The organism is Bacillus sp. LBA3-1-1.1 (assembly GCF_040676495.1).
Classification (GTDB): Bacteria; Bacillota; Bacilli; order Bacillales; family Bacillaceae_G; genus Bacillus_A; species Bacillus_A nitratireducens.
The window spans coordinates 73,361-93,152 of sequence record NZ_JBEGIB010000009.1; the positions used below are offsets into that span (position 1 = coordinate 73,361).

The 19,792-nt window shown below is 36.1% G+C and carries 22 protein-coding genes and 1 pseudogene; 8 read left to right on the top strand and 15 right to left on the bottom strand.

Going from position 1 to position 19,792, the window contains the following annotated elements; translation table 11 throughout:
- Positions 1-13: 13 nt before the first annotated feature.
- The 3 genes from MRBLBA3_RS09565 to MRBLBA3_RS09575 all read right to left on the bottom strand — a co-directional run bounded on the left by MRBLBA3_RS09565 (position 14) and on the right by MRBLBA3_RS09575 (position 2,717).
- On the bottom strand, positions 14-442 hold the full coding sequence (locus MRBLBA3_RS09565; protein ID WP_044737583.1) for a hypothetical protein: 429 nt from the start codon (positions 440-442) through the stop codon (positions 14-16).
- 137 nt (positions 443-579) lie between these two features.
- A complete protein-coding gene (ald, locus tag MRBLBA3_RS09570; protein WP_001219389.1) occupies positions 580-1,713 on the bottom strand; it encodes an alanine dehydrogenase in 1,134 nt (377 codons plus the stop codon).
- A gap of 212 nt (positions 1,714-1,925) precedes the next feature.
- On the bottom strand, positions 1,926-2,717 hold the full coding sequence (locus tag MRBLBA3_RS09575) for an SDR family oxidoreductase (protein ID WP_002077498.1): 792 nt from the start codon (positions 2,715-2,717) through the stop codon (positions 1,926-1,928).
- A gap of 147 nt (positions 2,718-2,864) precedes the next feature.
- Between MRBLBA3_RS09575 and MRBLBA3_RS09580 the strand changes: the two genes are divergently transcribed.
- Positions 2,865-3,323 (top strand): universal stress protein, encoded by a 459-nt coding sequence (locus tag MRBLBA3_RS09580; protein ID WP_001066676.1) that lies wholly within the window; start codon positions 2,865-2,867, stop codon positions 3,321-3,323.
- A 41-nt stretch (positions 3,324-3,364) separates the two neighbouring features.
- Here the strand turns inward: MRBLBA3_RS09580 and MRBLBA3_RS09585 are convergent, their stop codons facing one another.
- Positions 3,365-4,060, bottom strand: a complete 696-nt coding sequence (locus MRBLBA3_RS09585) for a hypothetical protein (protein WP_044737582.1) — start codon at positions 4,058-4,060, stop codon at positions 3,365-3,367.
- Between the two features lie 95 nt (positions 4,061-4,155).
- Here MRBLBA3_RS09585 and MRBLBA3_RS09590 point away from each other — a divergent pair, with 95 nt between their 5' ends.
- The gene (locus MRBLBA3_RS09590) at positions 4,156-4,335 is read left to right on the top strand and encodes a hypothetical protein (RefSeq protein WP_000342972.1); all 180 of its coding nucleotides are present in this window, start codon (positions 4,156-4,158) and stop codon (positions 4,333-4,335) included.
- A 97-nt stretch (positions 4,336-4,432) separates the two neighbouring features.
- Positions 4,433-4,999 (top strand): DinB family protein, encoded by a 567-nt coding sequence (locus tag MRBLBA3_RS09595; protein WP_044737581.1) that lies wholly within the window; start codon positions 4,433-4,435, stop codon positions 4,997-4,999.
- A 57-nt stretch (positions 5,000-5,056) separates the two neighbouring features.
- On the opposite strand, the gene argH is transcribed toward MRBLBA3_RS09595, so the two are convergent.
- Both argH and MRBLBA3_RS09605 read right to left on the bottom strand, forming a co-directional pair.
- A complete protein-coding gene (argH, locus tag MRBLBA3_RS09600; RefSeq protein ID WP_044737580.1) occupies positions 5,057-6,445 on the bottom strand; it encodes an argininosuccinate lyase in 1,389 nt (462 codons plus the stop codon).
- On the bottom strand, positions 6,442-7,647 hold the full coding sequence (locus MRBLBA3_RS09605) for an argininosuccinate synthase (protein WP_044737579.1): 1,206 nt from the start codon (positions 7,645-7,647) through the stop codon (positions 6,442-6,444). The genes argH and MRBLBA3_RS09605 overlap by 4 nt, the downstream gene beginning before the upstream one ends.
- 166 nt (positions 7,648-7,813) lie before the next feature.
- On the opposite strand from MRBLBA3_RS09605, the gene MRBLBA3_RS09610 reads away from it, so the two are divergent.
- Positions 7,814-8,131, top strand: coding sequence for a hypothetical protein (locus tag MRBLBA3_RS09610; RefSeq protein ID WP_000759797.1), 318 nt, complete (start codon positions 7,814-7,816; stop codon positions 8,129-8,131).
- Positions 8,132-8,159: 28 nt separating this feature from the next.
- On the opposite strand, the gene MRBLBA3_RS09615 is transcribed toward MRBLBA3_RS09610, so the two are convergent.
- A complete protein-coding gene (locus MRBLBA3_RS09615) occupies positions 8,160-8,354 on the bottom strand; it encodes a hypothetical protein (protein ID WP_000910278.1) in 195 nt (64 codons plus the stop codon).
- Positions 8,355-9,210: 856 nt separating this feature from the next.
- On the opposite strand from MRBLBA3_RS09615, the gene MRBLBA3_RS09620 reads away from it, so the two are divergent.
- Complete coding sequence (locus tag MRBLBA3_RS09620; RefSeq protein ID WP_001244528.1) at positions 9,211-9,873, top strand: YitT family protein; 663 nt, start codon at positions 9,211-9,213, stop codon at positions 9,871-9,873.
- Positions 9,874-9,905: 32 nt separating this feature from the next.
- Here the strand turns inward: MRBLBA3_RS09620 and MRBLBA3_RS09625 are convergent, their stop codons facing one another.
- A complete protein-coding gene (locus tag MRBLBA3_RS09625) occupies positions 9,906-10,739 on the bottom strand; it encodes an EcsC family protein (protein ID WP_001256862.1) in 834 nt (277 codons plus the stop codon).
- A 137-nt stretch (positions 10,740-10,876) separates the two neighbouring features.
- Here MRBLBA3_RS09625 and MRBLBA3_RS09630 point away from each other — a divergent pair, with 137 nt between their 5' ends.
- On the top strand, positions 10,877-11,512 hold the full coding sequence (locus MRBLBA3_RS09630; RefSeq protein ID WP_242399424.1) for a DUF1796 family putative cysteine peptidase: 636 nt from the start codon (positions 10,877-10,879) through the stop codon (positions 11,510-11,512).
- A 71-nt stretch (positions 11,513-11,583) separates the two neighbouring features.
- A pseudogene (locus tag MRBLBA3_RS09635) lies at positions 11,584-12,018 on the top strand (NUDIX hydrolase).
- Between the two features lie 28 nt (positions 12,019-12,046).
- Here the strand turns inward: MRBLBA3_RS09635 and ackA are convergent.
- The 5 genes from ackA to MRBLBA3_RS09660 all read right to left on the bottom strand — a co-directional run bounded on the left by ackA (position 12,047) and on the right by MRBLBA3_RS09660 (position 16,419).
- On the bottom strand, positions 12,047-13,240 hold the full coding sequence (ackA, locus tag MRBLBA3_RS09640) for an acetate kinase (protein WP_000034571.1): 1,194 nt from the start codon (positions 13,238-13,240) through the stop codon (positions 12,047-12,049).
- Positions 13,241-13,539: 299 nt separating this feature from the next.
- Positions 13,540-14,526 carry a class I SAM-dependent methyltransferase gene (locus MRBLBA3_RS09645; RefSeq protein ID WP_000076016.1) on the bottom strand — a complete coding sequence of 329 codons (987 nt, stop codon included), beginning with the start codon at positions 14,524-14,526 and terminating at the stop codon, positions 13,540-13,542.
- Between the two features lie 211 nt (positions 14,527-14,737).
- Positions 14,738-15,238: a thiol peroxidase gene (gene tpx, locus MRBLBA3_RS09650; RefSeq protein WP_000024524.1), complete on the bottom strand. Its 501-nt coding sequence runs from the start codon at positions 15,236-15,238 to the stop codon at positions 14,738-14,740.
- A 134-nt stretch (positions 15,239-15,372) separates the two neighbouring features.
- Positions 15,373-15,768: a GerW family sporulation protein gene (gene ytfJ / locus MRBLBA3_RS09655; protein WP_000350005.1), complete on the bottom strand. Its 396-nt coding sequence runs from the start codon at positions 15,766-15,768 to the stop codon at positions 15,373-15,375.
- A gap of 12 nt (positions 15,769-15,780) precedes the next feature.
- Positions 15,781-16,419, bottom strand: a complete 639-nt coding sequence (locus tag MRBLBA3_RS09660; RefSeq protein WP_044737576.1) for a DUF2953 domain-containing protein — start codon at positions 16,417-16,419, stop codon at positions 15,781-15,783.
- A gap of 204 nt (positions 16,420-16,623) precedes the next feature.
- Between MRBLBA3_RS09660 and MRBLBA3_RS09665 the strand changes: the two genes are divergently transcribed.
- Positions 16,624-17,427: an NAD kinase gene (locus MRBLBA3_RS09665; protein ID WP_000013620.1), complete on the top strand. Its 804-nt coding sequence runs from the start codon at positions 16,624-16,626 to the stop codon at positions 17,425-17,427.
- Positions 17,428-17,659: 232 nt separating this feature from the next.
- On the opposite strand, the gene MRBLBA3_RS09670 is transcribed toward MRBLBA3_RS09665, so the two are convergent.
- Both MRBLBA3_RS09670 and MRBLBA3_RS09675 read right to left on the bottom strand, forming a co-directional pair.
- Positions 17,660-19,228, bottom strand: coding sequence for an amidohydrolase (locus tag MRBLBA3_RS09670; protein WP_363381001.1), 1,569 nt, complete (start codon positions 19,226-19,228; stop codon positions 17,660-17,662).
- A gap of 86 nt (positions 19,229-19,314) precedes the next feature.
- A complete protein-coding gene (locus tag MRBLBA3_RS09675; RefSeq protein ID WP_000600347.1) occupies positions 19,315-19,746 on the bottom strand; it encodes a VOC family protein in 432 nt (143 codons plus the stop codon).
- Between the last annotated feature and the right edge of the window lie 46 nt (positions 19,747-19,792).

Consider the following 19,792-nt stretch of genomic DNA (forward strand, 5'->3'; position numbering starts at 1 on the left):
TGAAATAACCAATTTAATCTCCACCACCTCCGCAATCTCCTCCACCATCACTTGAGCTACTACAATTGTTGCTACTGTAGTCACCAAATCCACTTGACGAACTTGAAACGTATGAAGATTTTTTTCTCTTTTTTCTTTTCCTATCTCTCTTACTTTCATGACTAGGCCATACTGTATCAAAGAATATAATGAATAAAACTAATTCTATTACGGCAAGTATAAACTCTAAAATACTCTCAATAATATTCGGTGTTATCCCAAAACTGTAAAGCACCCCAAATGAACCCATACACAAAATCACATACAGAACCATACAAACATACCGAAACGTTTTTTCTATCATAATGACTATTTTTTTTGAAGTTGGAATGTTCTGTTCCTGTTTTTTCTTTATATATTTTTGTCTCTTAGCTTGCTTTTTCTTCTTATTTTTGCTCCCCATTGAATCCCCTCTTTTTTATTGTATAATTCTAAATTATCACAATAAACATCCATTAACATCAATAAGTAACAATTTTTTACATATTATTCCCTAAAAAAAGACCCTCCTCGTAAAGGAAGGTCTTAAATGTATCTCTATTATGATAAAGCAGGAGCTTTTTCAAGAAGCTCTTTTGCATCAGCGTATTGTAAGCCGTGTGCTTCTGCCACTGCTTCGAATGTTACATAGCCATCTAATGTGTTAATACCTTTTAATAATGCAGAGTTGCCTAAGCAAGCGTCTTTATAGCCTTTGTTAGCAATTTGTACTGCATATGGTACTGTTACGTTTGTTAATGCAAGAGTTGATGTACGTGGAACCGCACCTGGCATGTTTGCAACTGCATAGTGAACAACGCCGTGTTTTTCATAAGTTGGGTTATCATGAGTTGTAATACGGTCAGTTGTTTCGAAAATACCACCTTGGTCAATCGCGATATCTACAACGACAGAACCTGGTTCCATTGATTGAATCATTTCTTCTGTTACAAGTTTTGGCGCTTTTGCACCTGGGATTAATACTGCACCGATTACAAGATCAGATTCTTTTACAGCTTCTGCAATGTTATACGGGTTAGACATTAACGTTTTTACTTGGTTTCCGAAAATGTCATCTAACTGACGAAGACGTTCTGCACTTAAGTCGATGATTGTTACATCTGCACCTAAACCTACTGCAATCTTCGCTGCGTTTGTACCAGCTTGACCACCGCCGATAATTGTTACTTTGCCGCGTTTCACCCCTGGAACGCCTGCAAGCAAGATACCTTTACCGCCTTTGTTTTTCTCAAGGAATTGTGCACCGATTTGTGCAGACATACGACCAGCTACTTCACTCATTGGTGCAAGTAATGGTAAAGAACGATTGTCTAATTGTACTGTTTCGTATGCAATTGATACCACTTTGTTATCAATTAATGCTTTCGTTAATTCTGGTTCTGGAGCTAAGTGTAAGTATGTGAATAAAATTAAACCTTCGCGGAAATAGCCGTATTCACTTGCAACTGGCTCTTTTACCTTCATAACCATATCTTGATTCCATGCTTCTTCAGCAGTTTCAACAAGTTTCGCACCAGCTTGTACGTATTCTTCATCTGTAAAGCCTGATCCTATACCTGCTCCTTTTTGAACAAAAACTTCATGACCATTTTGTACTAAATGTACAGCTCCCGCTGGCGTCATTGCCACACGGTTTTCATTGTTTTTAATTTCTGTTGGAATACCGATACGCATTATTAGTTCCCCCTTGAGTTATGAAATGACCCCTGAATCATTTTTTAAAGCGCTTTCTACGCTCTTATATTCTAACATAATATCTCAATATTTGACAAAAATAATACAAGTTTTCCGATAGATTTAATCTTACATGAAAGGACAGTATTATCCGTACCTCTCAGTATAAAGGATAAACTGTCCAATTATTCGAAACTTCACTTTATTTAATTCTATCGATGTCTATGAATAACATCAACAGCACCTGTTACTTCAATAATCGTGCCCGTAATCATATCAGAATCGTCCTCACATAAAAACGAAATGGTTCTTGCGATATCTTCACCTGTTCCAGATCTACCAATTGGTGTGTTACTACCTTTCAGATTTCGTGCTTCTTCAATCGTTGCCTCTTTCATTTCACCAATTATATCACCAGGACATACCATATTCGCAGTAATACCGTATTCAGCTTCTTCGTATGCGACTGTTTTCGTTAAAGAAACAAGTCCGACTTTCGCAGCTGCAAAGGCTGAACGATAAATCCATCCAGGCGCGCTATCTGCCCCTTGAAATCCATAGTTAATAATACGGCCAAATTGTTGGTTTCTCATAATCGGTACGACAAGTTTTAATAAATGAAACACCGCTGTTAAATTACCCTGGATCATTTCATTCCATTCGTCTTCTTCGTAATCGACTAATTTTTTCCTTTCAAATACGTAAGGACCAGCATTATTAATTAAGAAGTCAACTTTGCCAAAACGGCTCATCGCTTCTTCTACTATTTTATGTAAATCTTCCTTTTTCGTGACATCAGCTTGCACGAACTGTAGACGTTCTTCCATATTTTTATATGTTTCTTTCATTGTTTCCATAGCACTTGTATCGCTATGATATGTTACTGTTACTGAATATCCTTTAGCCAATAACTTTTCTGTTACTTGCTTTCCTAAACCTTTCGTACCGGCTGTAATGAGCGCGTGTCTCACAAACATGCCTCCTTTTAAATTGCTATACTCCATATGTAACAAGTTCTCGCTTCAATTACAACTAAAATGAATTAAAGCAAAGTTTTCAAAATTCTGTAACGTTTCCGACAAGCACATTACCAAAATTTGTTTTATAATAAAGTTGTAAACGGTAATAAAAATGATTGGGAGGAATTTACTATGAATAATACATATACAAATATTTTAATTGCGGTGGACGGTTCTAAAGAAGCAGAAAAAGCCTTTAAAAAAGCAATTCAAGTTGCAAAACGAAACAACGCAACATTAACAATTGCTCATATCGTTGATGTAAAAGCATACTCAGCAGTAGAGGCTTATAGCCGTGCAATTGCTGAACGCGCAAATCTATTTGCAGAAGACTTATTAGAAGACTACAAAAAAACTGCGCTTGAAGCTGGTCTTGAAAAAGTGGAAACTGTATTAGAATTTGGTAATCCTAAATCTAAAATTTCAAAAGAAATCGCTCCAAACCATAAAGTGGATTTAATTATGTGTGGTGCAACTGGTTTAAATGCTGTAGAACGTTTCCTAATTGGTAGCGTCTCTGAACATATTATTCGCTATGCGAAATGCGATGTCCTTGTTGTTCGTGGTGATGAGGAGCAAGGTGATCTTTAATTCATAAATAAAACACCAAGTCCACATAGGCTTGGTGTTTTTCATTTCACAAACTTCAATATAAGTACAAGACAAACCACAACAACAACGGTAACTGCCAACACATAGGGCGGCAGGAACTTCAAAGACCATAGTGCCATCATTATCGTCGCAACCGTTAAGTACGTTTGCTTTGCATCTTCTGTCATTTTTTTACGAAGGCAGAATACATACAAATAACCGATTGGCGGCGTGATAAAGCAAAGAACATATATGATTTTTGATTTCAAATACCACTTTTGTTCGCCAAGTTTCTTTATGGCTTCTTCTATTCTCTTACTCTCTTGTTCTCTCACTTCTTCTTCAATCGGATCTTCCTCTTCTCCTCGCCTTTCTTTCATATAAGGAAGAAAATGCATAAAAAAATAACATGCAAATACGATTGCCCAAAATTCAATATCCAATCTTTCTAGTGGAATATGCTCACTAAAAAATGCAGCAGCAATCACTAAAGAAAAACAATACGTTGTCATCCAAAATGAACGTTTTCTCTTTTTCCGTTCTATTTCTGTTTTATCTTGTACATTTTTTCTTTTCGAAAGCCATATCGAAATACAGCAATCTATCACAAATAAAGTAAAGATAAATATCACAACGTGTACTGTGTCTACATTCTCAAATGAAAATACGCTCGGGAATGCAACGTGTAATACAATTAGCGTGTACACAATTAACCCTACAAAATAAATACGCCTCATTTTCCATTCCTTTCTCATTTCCTAACATTACATTAACATACATTTTTTAGAAATAGACGGACAAAATATATGTGTTTAGAAAAGGAGGATGCTACATGGATGATTATGAACGTATTATTTTAGATGTGAATGGGAAAGAAATCGAAATGTTACATACGATCCGCACACATTTTAAAGAGAAACATGGCGTGGAACTAAGTAACGGTGCACTACTTCGAGATTTGATGGATATTGAGTATATTCGAATTACGAAAGATCGACATAAGTATGATTAATCGATGAAACTTTAAGCCTAGAACATATTGTTCTAGGCTTAATTAAATTCATACAAAAAATGTTATAATTAGGAAAAAGCATGGAGGATACTAAAATATGCAATCTGAAAATATCTCAAAACATTTTCACACATTACATGTACAAAGAAACCAGTTCCTACCTAAGCTTCATGCCCTTTCACACGAACAACTATGGTATAGGAAAGAGGACGGAAAATGGTCTATCGGTGAGCATTTTTATCATTTATATTTAATTGCAAAGATGCTAAAAGTAGCGATTAAATTCTCTTTCACTCTTATCCCTTATGCCAAGCTAAGAAAAAACACCCCATTTGCAACTGACATACATGACATTTATGCCGAATATAAAGAAAAACACGGTAAAGGAATGAAAGCTCCTTGGATTTTAATCCCTTCAAAAAAAATCTATTACTCTATGAATGTAAACGAATTAGAAGAATTACTCTCACGTGAAACAGATGAAATAAAGAAACTAGTTCAAAATATAGAAGAAAATATTGCAGGTCATATCGTATTTTTAGATCCAATTGCTCACTACCCTAACCTTATTCAATCTATTCAGCTATTAGCGATACATGAGAGGCATCACTTTATGATTATGAAAAACAATTATGAAATGATAGATACATACCTAAAAATCTAAACACAAAAAGGTAAGGTACTTCTAAAAAAGCACCTTACCTTCTATATCATGCATCATTTAACTTCCAACAAACTCTCCAACTAACCCCTTTGCCTTCTCCAAAGCCTTTTCAATTTGCTTAAATCCAGTCCCACCAGCACTATTACGGCGCTTTACAGCTGCATAAGGTGAAAGAACTTCATATAAATCTTCTTCAAATAACGGACTCATTTCTTTATACGTTTCAAGTGATACATCTAATAAATAGATTCCTTTTTGCGTACAATGAAGAACTAGTTTCCCGACAATTTCATGAGCTTGACGGAACGGCAGTCCCTTGCTTGCTAAATAGTCGGCAATTTCTGTTGCGTTAGAAAAGTCTTGCGTCACAGCTTGCCCCATTTTTTCTTTGTTTACAGTCATCGTTTCAATCATGCCTGCCATAATATGAAGGCATCCTTCTACTGTTTTCACTGTATCAAACATTCCTTCTTTATCTTCTTGTAAGTCTTTATTGTAAGCGAGCGGCAATCCTTTCATTACTGTAAGTAAACTGAATAAATTACCGTATACTCTGCCCGTTTTACCACGAATAAGTTCCGCCATATCCGGATTTTTCTTCTGCGGCATAATACTGCTTCCTGTTGCGTATTGATCGCTCATTTCAATAAATTGAAACTCTTGACTACTCCACAAAATAAGTTCTTCGCAAAAGCGTGATAAGTGCATCATAAGCATAGATGAGTTACTTAAAAACTCCAGTATGAAATCACGATCACTTACCGCATCTAAACTATTTTCATAGATTCCATTAAATCCAAGAAGCTCCGCACTATATTCTCGGTCAATCGGGAATGTTGTACCAGCTAGTGCTCCTGCTCCTAATGGTGAAATGTTAATACGCTTTAACGAATCTTCATAACGATTCACATCGCGCTCTAACATCCAAAAGTAAGCAAGAATATGATGCGCAAATGAAATCGGCTGCGCACGCTGCAAGTGCGTATAGCCAGGCATAATTGTTTCAATGTTATTTTCCGCTTGATGAACAAGAACGGTTTGCAATTGTTTTGTAGCTTTTATAATATGTTCTACTTTTTCTTTTAAATACAAGTGCATATCTGTCGCTACTTGATCATTACGGCTTCGGCCAGTATGAAGTTTCCCTCCTACTTCACCGATGTTTTCAATTAACATCTTTTCGATATTTAAATGAATGTCCTCAGCCTCGACTGAGAAACTCAATTTATTTTCTTTCGCTTCCTCTAGTAAACATTGAAGCCCTATCTTTATTTTCTCTGCTTCTTCTTTCGTAACGATGCCTTGCTTTGCTAGCATCGTTACGTGTGCAATACTCCCATTTATATCTTGATTTACTAATTGTTGATCGAAGGAGATGGATGCTCCAAATTCCTCAACCCATGCCTCCGCTTCTTCTGTAAAACGTCCGCCCCAAAGTTTGCTCACGCTTCCACCTTCTTTTGATTCACTTGGCTGTATACTTTCGTCGGTAAACCAAATAACGAAATGAATCCAACTGCTGCATCATGATTAAATTCGTCCTGGGCAGTATATGTTGCTAGCTTTTCATCGTATAAAGAGTACTCAGATTTACGTCCTTCTACAATCGCATGACCTTTAAATAATTTCACACGCACTGTACCTGTTACATTCTTTTGCGTCTCTTGTAAAAATGCATGGAGCGCTTGTTTTAAAGGAGAGAACCATAAACCGTTATAAATAAGTTCTGTTATTTTCTGCTCAATCACCGGTTTAAAATGTGCTACTTCTTTTACGTGTGTTAAATCTTCTAGCTCTTTATGTGCTGTAATTAACGTCATTGCTGCTGGGCATTCGTATACTTCACGAGATTTAATACCGACAAGACGATTTTCTACGTGATCGATACGTCCAACACCGTGTTTTCCAGCAAGCGCATTTAACGTTTTAATTAATTCTGAAAGTGGATATGCAGTGCCATTTAAAGTCGTTGGTACGCCTGCTTCAAAGCCGATTTCTACAAATTCTGGTTTATTCGGTGTATCTTCTAATGCCAATGTCATCTCATATGCATCTTCTGGCGGCGCTGCCCATGGATCTTCTAAAATTCCACATTCGTTGCTGCGTCCCCATAAGTTTTGATCGATTGAAAATGGGCTATCTAAATTAATCGGAATTGGTACATCATTTTCTTTTGCATATGCAATTTCTTCTTCACGTGACCATTTCCATTCACGCACAGGTGCAATCACTTCTAAATAAGGATTTAATGCTTGAATAGAAACTTCAAAACGAACTTGGTCATTCCCTTTCCCTGTACATCCATGTGCAACTGCAGTTGCGCCTTCTTGTTCTGCAATTTCCACTAACTTTTTCGCAATAAGCGGACGAGATAATGCAGAGACAAGAGGATATTTCCCTTCGTATAATGTGTGTGCTTGCATCGCCATCAATGCATATTCATTCGCGAATTCTTCTTGAACATCCACCATATACGATTTAATTGCACCTACTGCAAGTGCTTTTTCTTTTACAAACGCTAAATCTTTACCTTCCCCTAGATCTAAGCAAAGCGCGATAATATCATAATTCTTCTCTTGTAACCATTTAATTGCAACGGAAGTATCAAGACCTCCAGAATATGCTAACACAACTTTTTTCTTCTCCATTTTGCATCCCCCTAAAGAATAAATATTCATTTTCTTTTATAATAATTCACACTTTAACACCTTTTACAAAATGTATCAAGGGTCATTTTCAAATTTTTTCAAACAATTTCATCGAACTTCTTTCTGTTTTTATGTAAAATAGAGGCAGGAAAATGGAGGGATGTCTATGAAAAAATATTTTATATACAATGAACATCTAGGAATTGAAGTGCCGAACATACAAGACGAATGGGAAAACATCTCTGAACAAGCGCAGCATTCTATTTTATTAAAATGGGAGCAAGTTCGCGGGAAGATTCCTGATCGTATAAAAGAACTCGAACACTCTATTAATGCAAAACAGCATCATTTAAATAACGAAGAAAACTTCGAAATTTCTTGCAAACTTAATTCAGAAATTGCTGATCTCGCTTCCATCATTAATGACCTTTGGCTTTGGTATCGACTCACTCAAAATGTATCTGAGGGAAAAGCACACCAATGAAAAAAGCATGCCCCTCAATTACTTTGGGTCATGCTTTTTTGTCGTAACACGATTTACAATATATTTCTTGTGCTGTTTTCGCCAAACACACATCAAACGGTCCAACTAATATACTTCTTTCCTTTGGCAACTTTACAAAAGCAACGAGCTCTTCTTCATATTGAATCTTTTTCTGACATGAAACGCATATTAATTCTTTTCTTTTGAACATGTCTTTTAGCATATCTTCTCTCTCCCTTTCATCTATCTATATTGATATAATCTCATAACAAGTAAGACTTGTAAAAAAATGACACATTCTGAAACAAATTATTCATATACTATGTACAAAAGGAGGTCTCAACTTCATGCGAGCTTTCATTATTATCGCTTTAACTTTTTTAAGTGTGATTAGCTGGGATGCGTTTTTTAAAGATAAAGGTGACCAGAAAGATACAACTGAATAAACGCCATTCCTTTCTTACTTATTGGACAAACTTTTAAAAACCGTCCAATTCTGCAAAATAACTTAGGCTTTTCTACAAAAATATTTAAACATAATAATTTTTGTAGATTTCCTTCGTTTATTGTCGGTTTCCATCCGCATACATTTTTTGAAAGTATGATATAATAATATAAATCTTGAAGGAAGGGATTTTGATATCATGATCGCTCGAAGGAGCATGTGGCATCGTATTGACGAATCATACACGTAGCGTATTTTTCAGCTCAGATACTTTAGTCTAGCGAAAAAAATACGAGAGTGGGGAAATTATGATTGCCCGAAGGATAATTTGGCAAAAAAAAGACTCTTCTTACACATAGCGTTTTGTTTAGGACTTAATTGTTACTAGCTAAGCAAAACAAAGAAGAGCAGGATTGCTAAATGAAGAATCCTACTCCACGTTTTGTTTAGTCGTTTTAAGACTTAAACTAAAACGAAGGTAGGGAGAATTGATGGACGAGAGGATTATTCGTTATTTCTTCAGCGACATATAGCGTAGTTAGTTTTTTTCGTAAACTAACTGAAAGCTACATGTGAGCTCGTAGTTAGTTTACAACACAACAAGGACTACTAACTACGGAAAGAAGGAATAACGATGAGGAACATCCAAAGTCGACAAATTATTAAAGAAGTTTTTATGGTTTTAATCGGTTCATTTATTTTAGCAGCAGCGCTATATCACATTCACTTCCAAAACCACTTAACAGAAGGTGGCTTTGTAGGAATTGCACTATTTATCCAAAATTTTTATGATATTTCACCATCTATTTCAACTGTATTAATGGATATCCCTATTATTTTACTATGTGCTTCATTTTTAGGTAGAAAAATGGTTGGCTATTCATTCTTAGGTTCACTTTCATTCGGAGCATTTTATTCCCTTATGGAAAATTATTCTCCTTTTACGGTAGATTTATCAAACAATTTATTTATAGCTGCAGTAGTTGGCGGTGCGTTAGCTGGTATTGGACTCGGTTTTATATTGCGATTTGGCGGTGCAACCGGTGGAGACGATATTTTAACAATTGTATTAAGTAAACGAACTCGTTTTACAATTGGGCAAATTTTCTTCGTCTTTGACGCGATTGTTCTTGCGCTTTCATTATATTATTTAAATTGGACAGAAATTGCTTTTACTATTCTTTCGATTGCCGTACAGGCAAAAACGTTGGATTTAATTTACTATCCAAAAACAGAAAAGAAAGCAGCAAAGCAACCAGTATCTATTCCAATGTCCAAAAAACATGCGACAAACTAAAAAGCGAAAGGCTTCGGCCTCTCGCTTTTTTTTCATGCTCTCTTTTCTTTTTCTAATATGTAGCGTACTTGATAAAACTTATTTGCAAATTCAGTAACATTCCTCGTTAAGCGATAGTTCACTGTAGAGCCAATTGCCATTCCGAGTACAGGAATCCCTTGGAATAATTTACGACGAAGAGCATAAATCGAAAACGTCTTCAAAATTTGTTTTAACACAACCTCAGTAGAAGCTGGCTTTAACACTGCTTCGTCTCCTTCATAGAAGAATGAATCCTCTTGTTCGAGTTCTCTCAGTAAATTGTACCATGCATATTGCTGAAGCCTCGCCGGTAATAATGATGCATGGAATACTTTTAATGCAAGCATCATTTCATACGGCTTGTTCACATCATGCCCAAATGATGTCGCAACAAGTTGTACAGCCTTCACATTTAACGCAATCATAACCGGAAAATCAGCCGTTAATAATAATAAACCACCAGCACCAGTTGCTCCGCCTTGTACGAATGAATATAGGCGATGACGTGCTGTTTGCTGCTCTGCTATGTATGTTAATTGATCAATAGATAACGCCTTCAAATCTTCAAGTTGCTCAATGGATTCATCAAATACTCTCGACGTTCCTAAAATACGATTACGTGCATCTAGCTGTGATTGTGAACTTTGAATAAGCGCATGCAAATGAAAGAGCCATCCATCTGCTTTCGTAAAAAAGTCTTTTCGTTTTTTCTCAGGCAGTTTCGCAATTGTCGTATGCAACCACTTATCAAACATCTTTTGAAAGTCGGTCGCTTCTTGCTCTACTAATTGCCCTTCCCACTCTTTTATATTGTCTAAAATGGCTTGTTCTCGCTTCGATCGCATCGCAACAACCACCTCGTTCGATTTTTTTCCATTGTAACATATTTCCGCTTGTTCTTTGCAAATATGCTTGTCTATCTTTATTCACATACCATTTTTTAATGACATAAAATATTAGCAAAAAGGATGAGATAACTCACATGAATCTATCCAATATAAAACAAAATTATAATGCAGTATTCAGCTTAGGACAAAACTGTTGGCCTGCTTGGGCATTATTCCAATTCAAATTATCACCATTTTTTGGTGTTATTGATTTTATGCTAAGTCCTTCATTAGAGAAAGTAAATTTATTATTACAAAATCGCTTTCACCGTTTTTTAGAATTAGAAAATCTGTCTTTCATCTCATTTTGGGATGATGATGCTAAGTTACGACTAAGAGACAACCTTTATGAAATCGACTCCTGTCATGACTTTAAAACAGATGTAAATACACCCACTTCTTGGCCTTCCTATACAGATATTAAATTAAATTATGAGCATCGGATTAATCGTTTTCTAACTACAATTGAAATGGAAGAATCAATATTATTTATTCGTACTGGAGGAACATATGAAGAAGCACTTTCTCTTGAACAAATTTTATCTCAAATGGTCAAACATAACTTCTCCGTCCTTTTACTCCTTCCTGCCGATGTACCAACTATCACCCAAGAAGATTGGGGATTACAAAATATTTGTGTTATAAAATGCCCTATTATGGATGTATACCAGTACAATGAAGCATTTTGGAATGACTTATTTAATGGCATCACAATTCGGCCAAACGCTTAAATACACGTCACCTTTTATCACACCCTGCCTTATAATCATCCTTATACAAAATAAATAAGGAGTGATTATATATGTATCCACGCGCAAAAGCTTTTGGCATTGCTATACATCACGGTCGCCTTCTCGTACAAGAATATCATACAGGCGATGAAACATATTACCGACCTCTTGGCGGATCAATTGAACTTGGTGAAAAATCAGCACATACTGTTATTCGTGAATTTAAAGAAGAGCTTCATACAGAAGTGGAAATCACCAATTATTTAGGCTGCTTAGACAACATCTTTCATCTAGATGAGGAAATTGGTCATGAAATCATTCAACTATATTCTTTATGCTTATTAGACACGTCACTATATGAAACGGAAATACTCAATATACAAGATGAACAAACAATGTCATATGCAAAATAGGTTCCCATTACTGCATTCATTCAGAAGGAAAAAGTACTATATCCGGATGGAATTTTGAAATATATCAAAAAGAAAAAAGACGAGATCCTATAGGATCTCGTCTTTCTTTTCATATAGTATATTAACCAATATCTCCAAGACGTAGTACGTCACGAGCGATCATAACTTCTTCGTCAGTTGGAATTACGATAATTTTTACTGGAGAGTGTGGGAAGCTGATGAATGCTTCTTCACCGAATACATTATTACGTTTTACGTCGAAGTATACGCCCATGTACTCAAGGCCTTCTAATACGCGTTCACGAATAATTGCACTGTTTTCACCTACACCAGCTGTGAAGATGATTGCGTCTACACCTTTCATACGAGCAGTGTAAGAACCGATGTATTTGTGGATACGGCTTACGAATACATCAAGTGCTACTTTCGCACGGTGGTCGCCTTCTTCTTCTTTCGCAATGATGTCACGTAGGTCACTAGAGTAACCAGTAAGACCTAACATACCACTCTTCTTGTTTAATACGCTAACTACTTCTTCTACTGTTTGGCCTGTTTTTTCCATGATGTATGGAATTAACGCAGGGTCAATGTTACCAGAACGTGTACCCATTGTTACACCAGCAAGTGGAGTGAAGCCCATAGAAGTATCGATTGATTTTCCGCCTTCTACTGCTGCGATACTTGCACCGTTACCTAAGTGACAAGAAAGTAGGCTTAAGCTTTCAAGTGGACGACCTAATAGTTCAGCCGCACGCTCAGTTACGTATTTATGAGAAGTTCCGTGGAAACCGTATTTACGGATACCGAATTTTTCATAGTACTCATATGGTAAGCTGTATAGGAATGCAGATTCCGGCATTGTTTGGTGGAATGCTGTATCGAATACTGCTACTGCTGGTACGTTTGGTAATACTTCTTGGAATGCTTTAATACCAACAAGGTTTGCTGGGTTGTGAAGTGGTGCTAAATCGCTTAATTCTTCGATATCCGCTAATACTTCATCAGTAATTAAAACAGAATCAGCAAATTTTTCGCCGCCGTGTACAACACGGTGACCGATACCGCCAATCTCATCAAGAGATTTTACGATTCCGTTTTCAGTTAACTTCTTAAGAAGCATATTAACTGCTACTGCGTGATCTGGGATGTTTGTAATTTCTTTTTGTTTTTCGCCATCTACAGTAATAGTGAAGATACTATCTTCTAAACCGATACGTTCTACTAAACCTTTTGTTAATACTGTTTCACTTGGCATTTCAAATAATTGGAATTTTAAGGAAGAGCTTCCTGCGTTAATCGCGATGATTTTTGACATCTAGTCTTTCGCCCCTTTTTCTCTTGGTAGTTGTGTGGATCATTCCACAAACCGCTCGATTTTATCTAATTAAATTCACTCAATATGAAAACGTTTCATCATCAGTAAATTTTATACTCACGATTTTAATTTAAACATCGTCCGACATATATTTCAAGTGAAAAAATTGTAACACCAAGAAAAAAAATATATTACAGATTTCAAAAAAATTCAGTTAAATCTTGTATATATTAAAAAATATGACAAATCCTATAAATCTGTACTACATTAATCACTACCCCTGTTACATATAACTTACCTTATTTATGTGTTGCAAACCAAGTATTTAATTGATCCATAATGTTCTCCATCGCCTTCATGTTGGAGAATTTAGGTAACTCCACTAATAACGCCTGTTTTGGCATTATTACACTAGGACCTTTCTTTTGGAGAACAAATATACTTTTTGCATTTTTCTCGTTTTTAAACATGGAAACAGGTAGCTGTAACAAACCTTGAATAAAGCATGTTTCTTTAATAAATGCATGTAGTTTTGGCGCTTGATCACTTTCAAAAATGAAGTTTGGTACTAAGAAGAATAAATACCCGCCTTCTTTCGTATGTTTCACACTTTGTTCAATAAATAAGTGATGCGCATATGACATTCCTTCATTTGCTTTTAACGTATATTCACTTGCACCGATTTCATTTGGATAGTAACCAATTGGTAAATCTGAAACGACTGCATCAACTGGATCGATATAAAGTGGTGCTAGTCCATCTTGGTGGAAGAATTCAATTGCATGCTTTTGTAAATTCGCATTTACTAAAGCAAGTTTAATTAGCACTTCATCCACTTCTACACCAAATCCACTCATTGCTAGTTCTTCTTTGGCACCATTAAATATTGTAGTCATTAAGTTACCTGTTCCAATTGCAGGGTCTAAAACTGTAATTTCTTTTTGCCCTTGCATAAATTTATGGAATAAATAACTCATGAACATTCCAACTGCATCAGGCGTCATTTCATGATTCGCTTGCACGCCTTCTTTCATTCCTTTTAAAATGGCTAGCTGAAATGCTTTACGAATTTCTTCCCCTTTATATGTTTCTTCATTAAACGTACTATATTCACGATTCAACCTTTCAATTGTTGATTCGGATAATTCCTCTTGTAAAATCGCTCCCTCAAACAAGTTATCACCTGTTTCTACAAGCGCCTCTAAATATGTTACATCTAATTCTTTACGTAAAACTACCGTAGAAGAATCAAAAATAGAAAATAATGTTTCTACTGCCTGACTCACGTACATTCCTCCTTCTCTCTTTTACACATAACTTACATCATACCATAATCTAAATTTTTCCCAAAAGAAAAAGCGACCTCTTGCAAAGAGCTCCCCTTCAAGTTGTTTATGATGTAACGTCTTTTCTCATATATTGGTTCAGTTAACAATACATGAGAAAAGACGACCTCTTCTAAAGTAAAACTTTAATGAGAGGTCGTCTTCATTTACATTACTTCGCAGATTTAGCTGCTTCTAATGCTGCTTCATAGTTTGGATGGCTTGTACCTTCGCCTACGTATTCTGCGTAAACTACTTTGTCATTGCTATCTACTACGAATACTGCACGAGCAAGTAAACGAAGTTCTTTCATTACTAAGCCGTAAGCTTCACCGAATGAAAGGTCACGGTGATCAGAAAGTGTTACAACATTTTCTAAACCGTTTGCTGCACACCAGCGTTTTTGAGCGAATGGTAAATCAGCGCTAATTGTTAATACTTTCGCGTTTTCAATACCTGCTGCATCTTGGTTAAAACGACGTGTTTGTGCATCACAAACACCTGTGTCGATTGAAGGTACAACACTAATTAATTTTACTTCGCCTTTGTATGTTTCTAAACTTACTGGAGATAAGTCGTTTGCTAATACTTGGAAGTTAGGCGCTTGATCGCCAACTTTAACTTCTGTTCCAACTAAAGTCATTGGGTTACCTTTAAAAGTTACATTTGCCACTTAAAAATCCTCCCTTATTTTAAACAAAATATGTACAATGTAAATGATAGTTTGTCCCTATCGATAATGCAAATAAAATCGCTTTATTTACAAAAAAATAAAAAAGCTAATCCATTGATTAGCTTTTTTACTCGTTAAATTTGAAATTCCGGATCATCTTCTTTTCGTTTATCCATCATTTCTTTCACTTTATCAACAGCTTGTGGTGCTAATTCAATTATTTTGTCAATGACATGTGTTTGTTTATCTAAATGTAAAACTTTCACACCTTCTCCATTTATAACGAGAAAGGCAACTGGATTAATGGAAACTCCACCACCGCTACCTCCTCCAAATGGATGACGGCCTGAATGCTCTACCTTGCCAAATTCACTTCCACCAGCAGCAAAGCCAAAACTTACTTTCGAAACGGTAAGAATTACACTTCCATCTGCTGCTTTAATCGGGTCACCAACAATTGTATTTACATCAGTCATTTGTTTTAAATGCTGCATTGCGGTTGTCATTAAACCTTGAATTGGATGGTCCATTCTATATCCCCCCTATGCTTGAACAGATTTATCTGTCATACCAGACTTTTGTTTTCTCATAAACATGAGTAGTTTTACCGCTGTTTTCACAGTACGAAATATATGAAAGGAAGCTGTTAATTCACATCTTGATGCAAATCCCTTCCCTTGAAAAACAGGTGTAATTTCAAATTCTGGTACGTCGACAATATGCATATATTGTCCTACAACTCCAGCAGCCATTCCTTTCGTCCCCCATGCATATCCAGTGACAATTCCGGTACTAGCTGCATCACCTGCACCAATTTGCGTGTGCCATCTCCAACCATTGATTTTCACACGTTTGAGAAAATCTTTAACAATAGTATGAACTTCTTGAAGCTTTTTTATCAGTTCTCCAATGCTATCAAGTTGTGCCATAATTTTATTGTCTATTCCGCCATCTTTCTCAGCTTTTTCGATTTTCTGCCCCGTCTTTTTCTGTTGTTTTTCAATTCTTTCCAACACATCAAACGTATATCGAATCATCCATATTTTCACTTGAAATAAACATTGCTTTTCCATTTCTGAATATAAAAACGTCACCTTAATCGATATTTTCGATAATAGTATAAGCAAAATAAAAAGTAGAAGAATTATCATTCCAATTACGAGCCATTTCATTCGTACCATCCTTTCACTCCATACCCATTATCGACAAGTTTATTCATCATTAAACAACCTTTGATAAAATTGAATATAAAAATTTTTCTAAAAATAAAAAGGGATTTTGACATTTTATATCGAAATATACTATTTGAGCATATCATTCAGAACACACTCTGATGGTATGCAGCACTAAGACTAGAAAATTTAACTGCAGTGGAGGGATACATAATGGCAAATCGTCGCAATTTATTTTTCTTTTATGGTGATGACAAAGTAACGCTCGTTGAAAAAATGAAACCAATATATCGTATTTTAGAGGAGAATGGATTTACCATATTAGATCATCCAAAAAATGCAAACGCTATCGTCAGCGTTGGAGATGATGGAACTTTCTTACAAGCCGTTCGTAAAACTGGTTTTAGGGAAGATTGCTTATACGCAGGTATTTCTACGAAAGATGAAATTTCTTTCTACTGCGATTTCCACATCGATCACGTTGATACAGCCCTTCAAGAAATTACAAAAAACGAAATTGAAGTGCGAAGGTATCCAACAATTAAAGTTGATGTAGATCACGGTACATCATTCCATTGTTTAAATGAGTTCTCATTACGCTCTAGCATCATTAAAACATTTGTCGTAGATGTACACGTCGACAATTTACATTTTGAAACATTTAGAGGTGATGGATTAGTTATCTCCACACCAACAGGAAGTACCGCTTACAATAAATCATTACATGGTGCAGTTGTCGATCCACTTATCCCATGTTTCCAAGTAAGCGAACTAGCATCTTTAAATAACAACACATACCGTACACTCGGATCACCGTTTCTTTTAAATCACGAGCGTACGTTAACTTTAACACTTAAACCAGATGGCAATGATTACCCTGTTATCGGAATGGATAACGAAGCACTTAGCATTAAGCAAGTGGAGAAAGCCGTTGTTCGTTTAAGCGATAAACAAATTAAAACTGTTAAATTAAAAAACAACTCTTTCTGGGAAAAAGTACAGAGAACATTTTTATAGTATTAAAATAACCGCAGAATTATGGGATTCCATAATTCTGCGGTTATTTATTTCTCAACTGAGACTTAACGATGTTTCACGATTTTTTCGGACCAGGACAACAGTATATGAAATTATATGAACGATTCCATCCAAAATATCGATTTACCGACAAAAAGTGACTACATCATCAACCTATCTAAAAAGAGGAAGCATCACCAACATGTATTTTCGGAGCCGCTCCCTCAAACTTTTAGACGTCTTTTCTATAAACAATCTTCCCATCAATGATGGTCATTTCGGCCTGTATTTCTTTTATTTCTTCCGCCTCAATTTCAAAAACATTGCGGTCTAATATCGTAAAGTCTGCTTCATATCCTTTTGTAATTTGTCCTCGCTTTCCTTCTTTTCCAATTGCATACGCACTTCCTGTTGTAAATAAAGAGACAGCTTCATATACCGTTAATCTTTCCTCTGGCATATAGCATACACCGTCAATAAAACTTCTACGTGTAACAGCACTATATATACCTAAAAACGGATTCACTTGTTCAATCGGCGCATCAGATCCACCGTTGCAGTGTAATCCTGCTTCCAGTAACGTCTTCCAAGCGTACGCATAACGAAGACGATGCTCGCCTATTTTTTCAATGACTGACGGGAAATCCGATGAAACAAAGACTGGCTGTATATCAATAATGGCTTGCAAGTTTTTCATTCTCTCAATCAACTCTTCACGAGCAAGCTGACAATGAATAATGCGGTCACGTAATCCTTCTGCTGGTGGATGTAATTCAAGCGCATCAATGACATATTCTAGTGATAAATCACCGATTGTATGAATCGCAACTGGCATATGTAAATCACGAGCTTTCTTCACTAATTCTGCAAGCTCTGCACGTGAAAAAATCGCAACTCCATTCGTTTCCTGCGCATCTTCATACGGTTCACTTAATAAAGCTGTTCTTCCGCCAAAAGATCCATCAGAAAAAATCTTCATCGCTCCAAATTCAATGTAGTGCTCATTTTCATATTCTTTTCGCTCATTCGCTACTTCATGATGAACGAGCAAATGTGCTTTAAATGGCATTTCTTTTATAACGTGCGAAAACGCATTGTGCGTTTTTCTAAAACCACCGTAATAATTTAAATCTTCCGTATGCCCACCAACGAGTCCGTATTGCCAGCAATCTTTTATCGCAGTTTGCAAAGCTCTTTGTAAATAAGCTTCATCAATTTCTGGCTGCACATGTTTAATTAACTCTTGTCCTTGTTCATATAAAAGCCCTGTTAATTTATTTAATGAGTCCCGGCCAATTTTCCCGCCTTTCGGGTCTTGCGCCGCTTCTGTTATTTTCGCTTGTTCCAATATGTATGAATTCACCCATGTCACGTGACGACAAACGCGCTTTAATAAAATCGGATGCTCTTTAGAGATTTCATCTAAATCACGTACATGAACTTGTTTTGTATCTGTAAAATTATTTTCATTCCATCCTTCCCCAATAACCCAAGAGCCTTTTGGCGCTTCTTCTACTCGCTTCTGAACGAGAGTAAGCATCTCGCTATAAGATGTGCAATTTGATAAATCTAGACGAAGTAACCTCTCCCCATGGCCAATAAGGTGCATATGGCTATCAACCAGCCCTGGGATCATCGTTTTCCCTTTTAAGTCATATAACTTCACTTCTGAATATCGTTTTTCTAACTCTTCTTTATTCCCCATATCAACAATGACGCCATTTTCAACGTAAATAGCTTCTACTTTTTCATTCTCTTCTCGCATAGTGTAAATGGTGCCGCCATACCAAATTTCTCCCATATACTCATCCCCTTTTTCCTTTAGTCTACGAAATTAGAGCGTATAAAAAAGCACCATTTTGATTAAAAATGGTGCTTTTCCAAAAATTAATTTTGTTCAGTAGGGTTCGTTGTAACTTGCCATTCAATATTAAATTTATCTTTTACTTGTCCGTATGCTGGGCTCCAGAAAGTTTCTTGAAGTGGCATAATAACTTCGCCACCTTCTTGTAACTTATCGAATACTTCTTTCGCTTTTTCCGCGTTACTAATTTGAATTGCGATTGTTACTTGAGATCCAATCGCATGCCCTTGACCTGGGAATGTATCAGAAATCATAAGTTTCGTATTACCAACTTTTAAAGTAGCATGTGCAACGCGCTCTTTCGCTTCAGCTGGAATCGGGTATTCTGGATTTTCAGGCATGTCACCAAAAGTTTGCATTACTTCTACTTTTGCATCTAACGCCTCTTTATAAAACTGTACAGCTTCTTGCCCACTACCATCTAAAACTAAGTACGGATTAATACCTAAAATCATACGGACACCTCTTTTTTTAATTTATAAAATCGAACTTGTGTTCGTT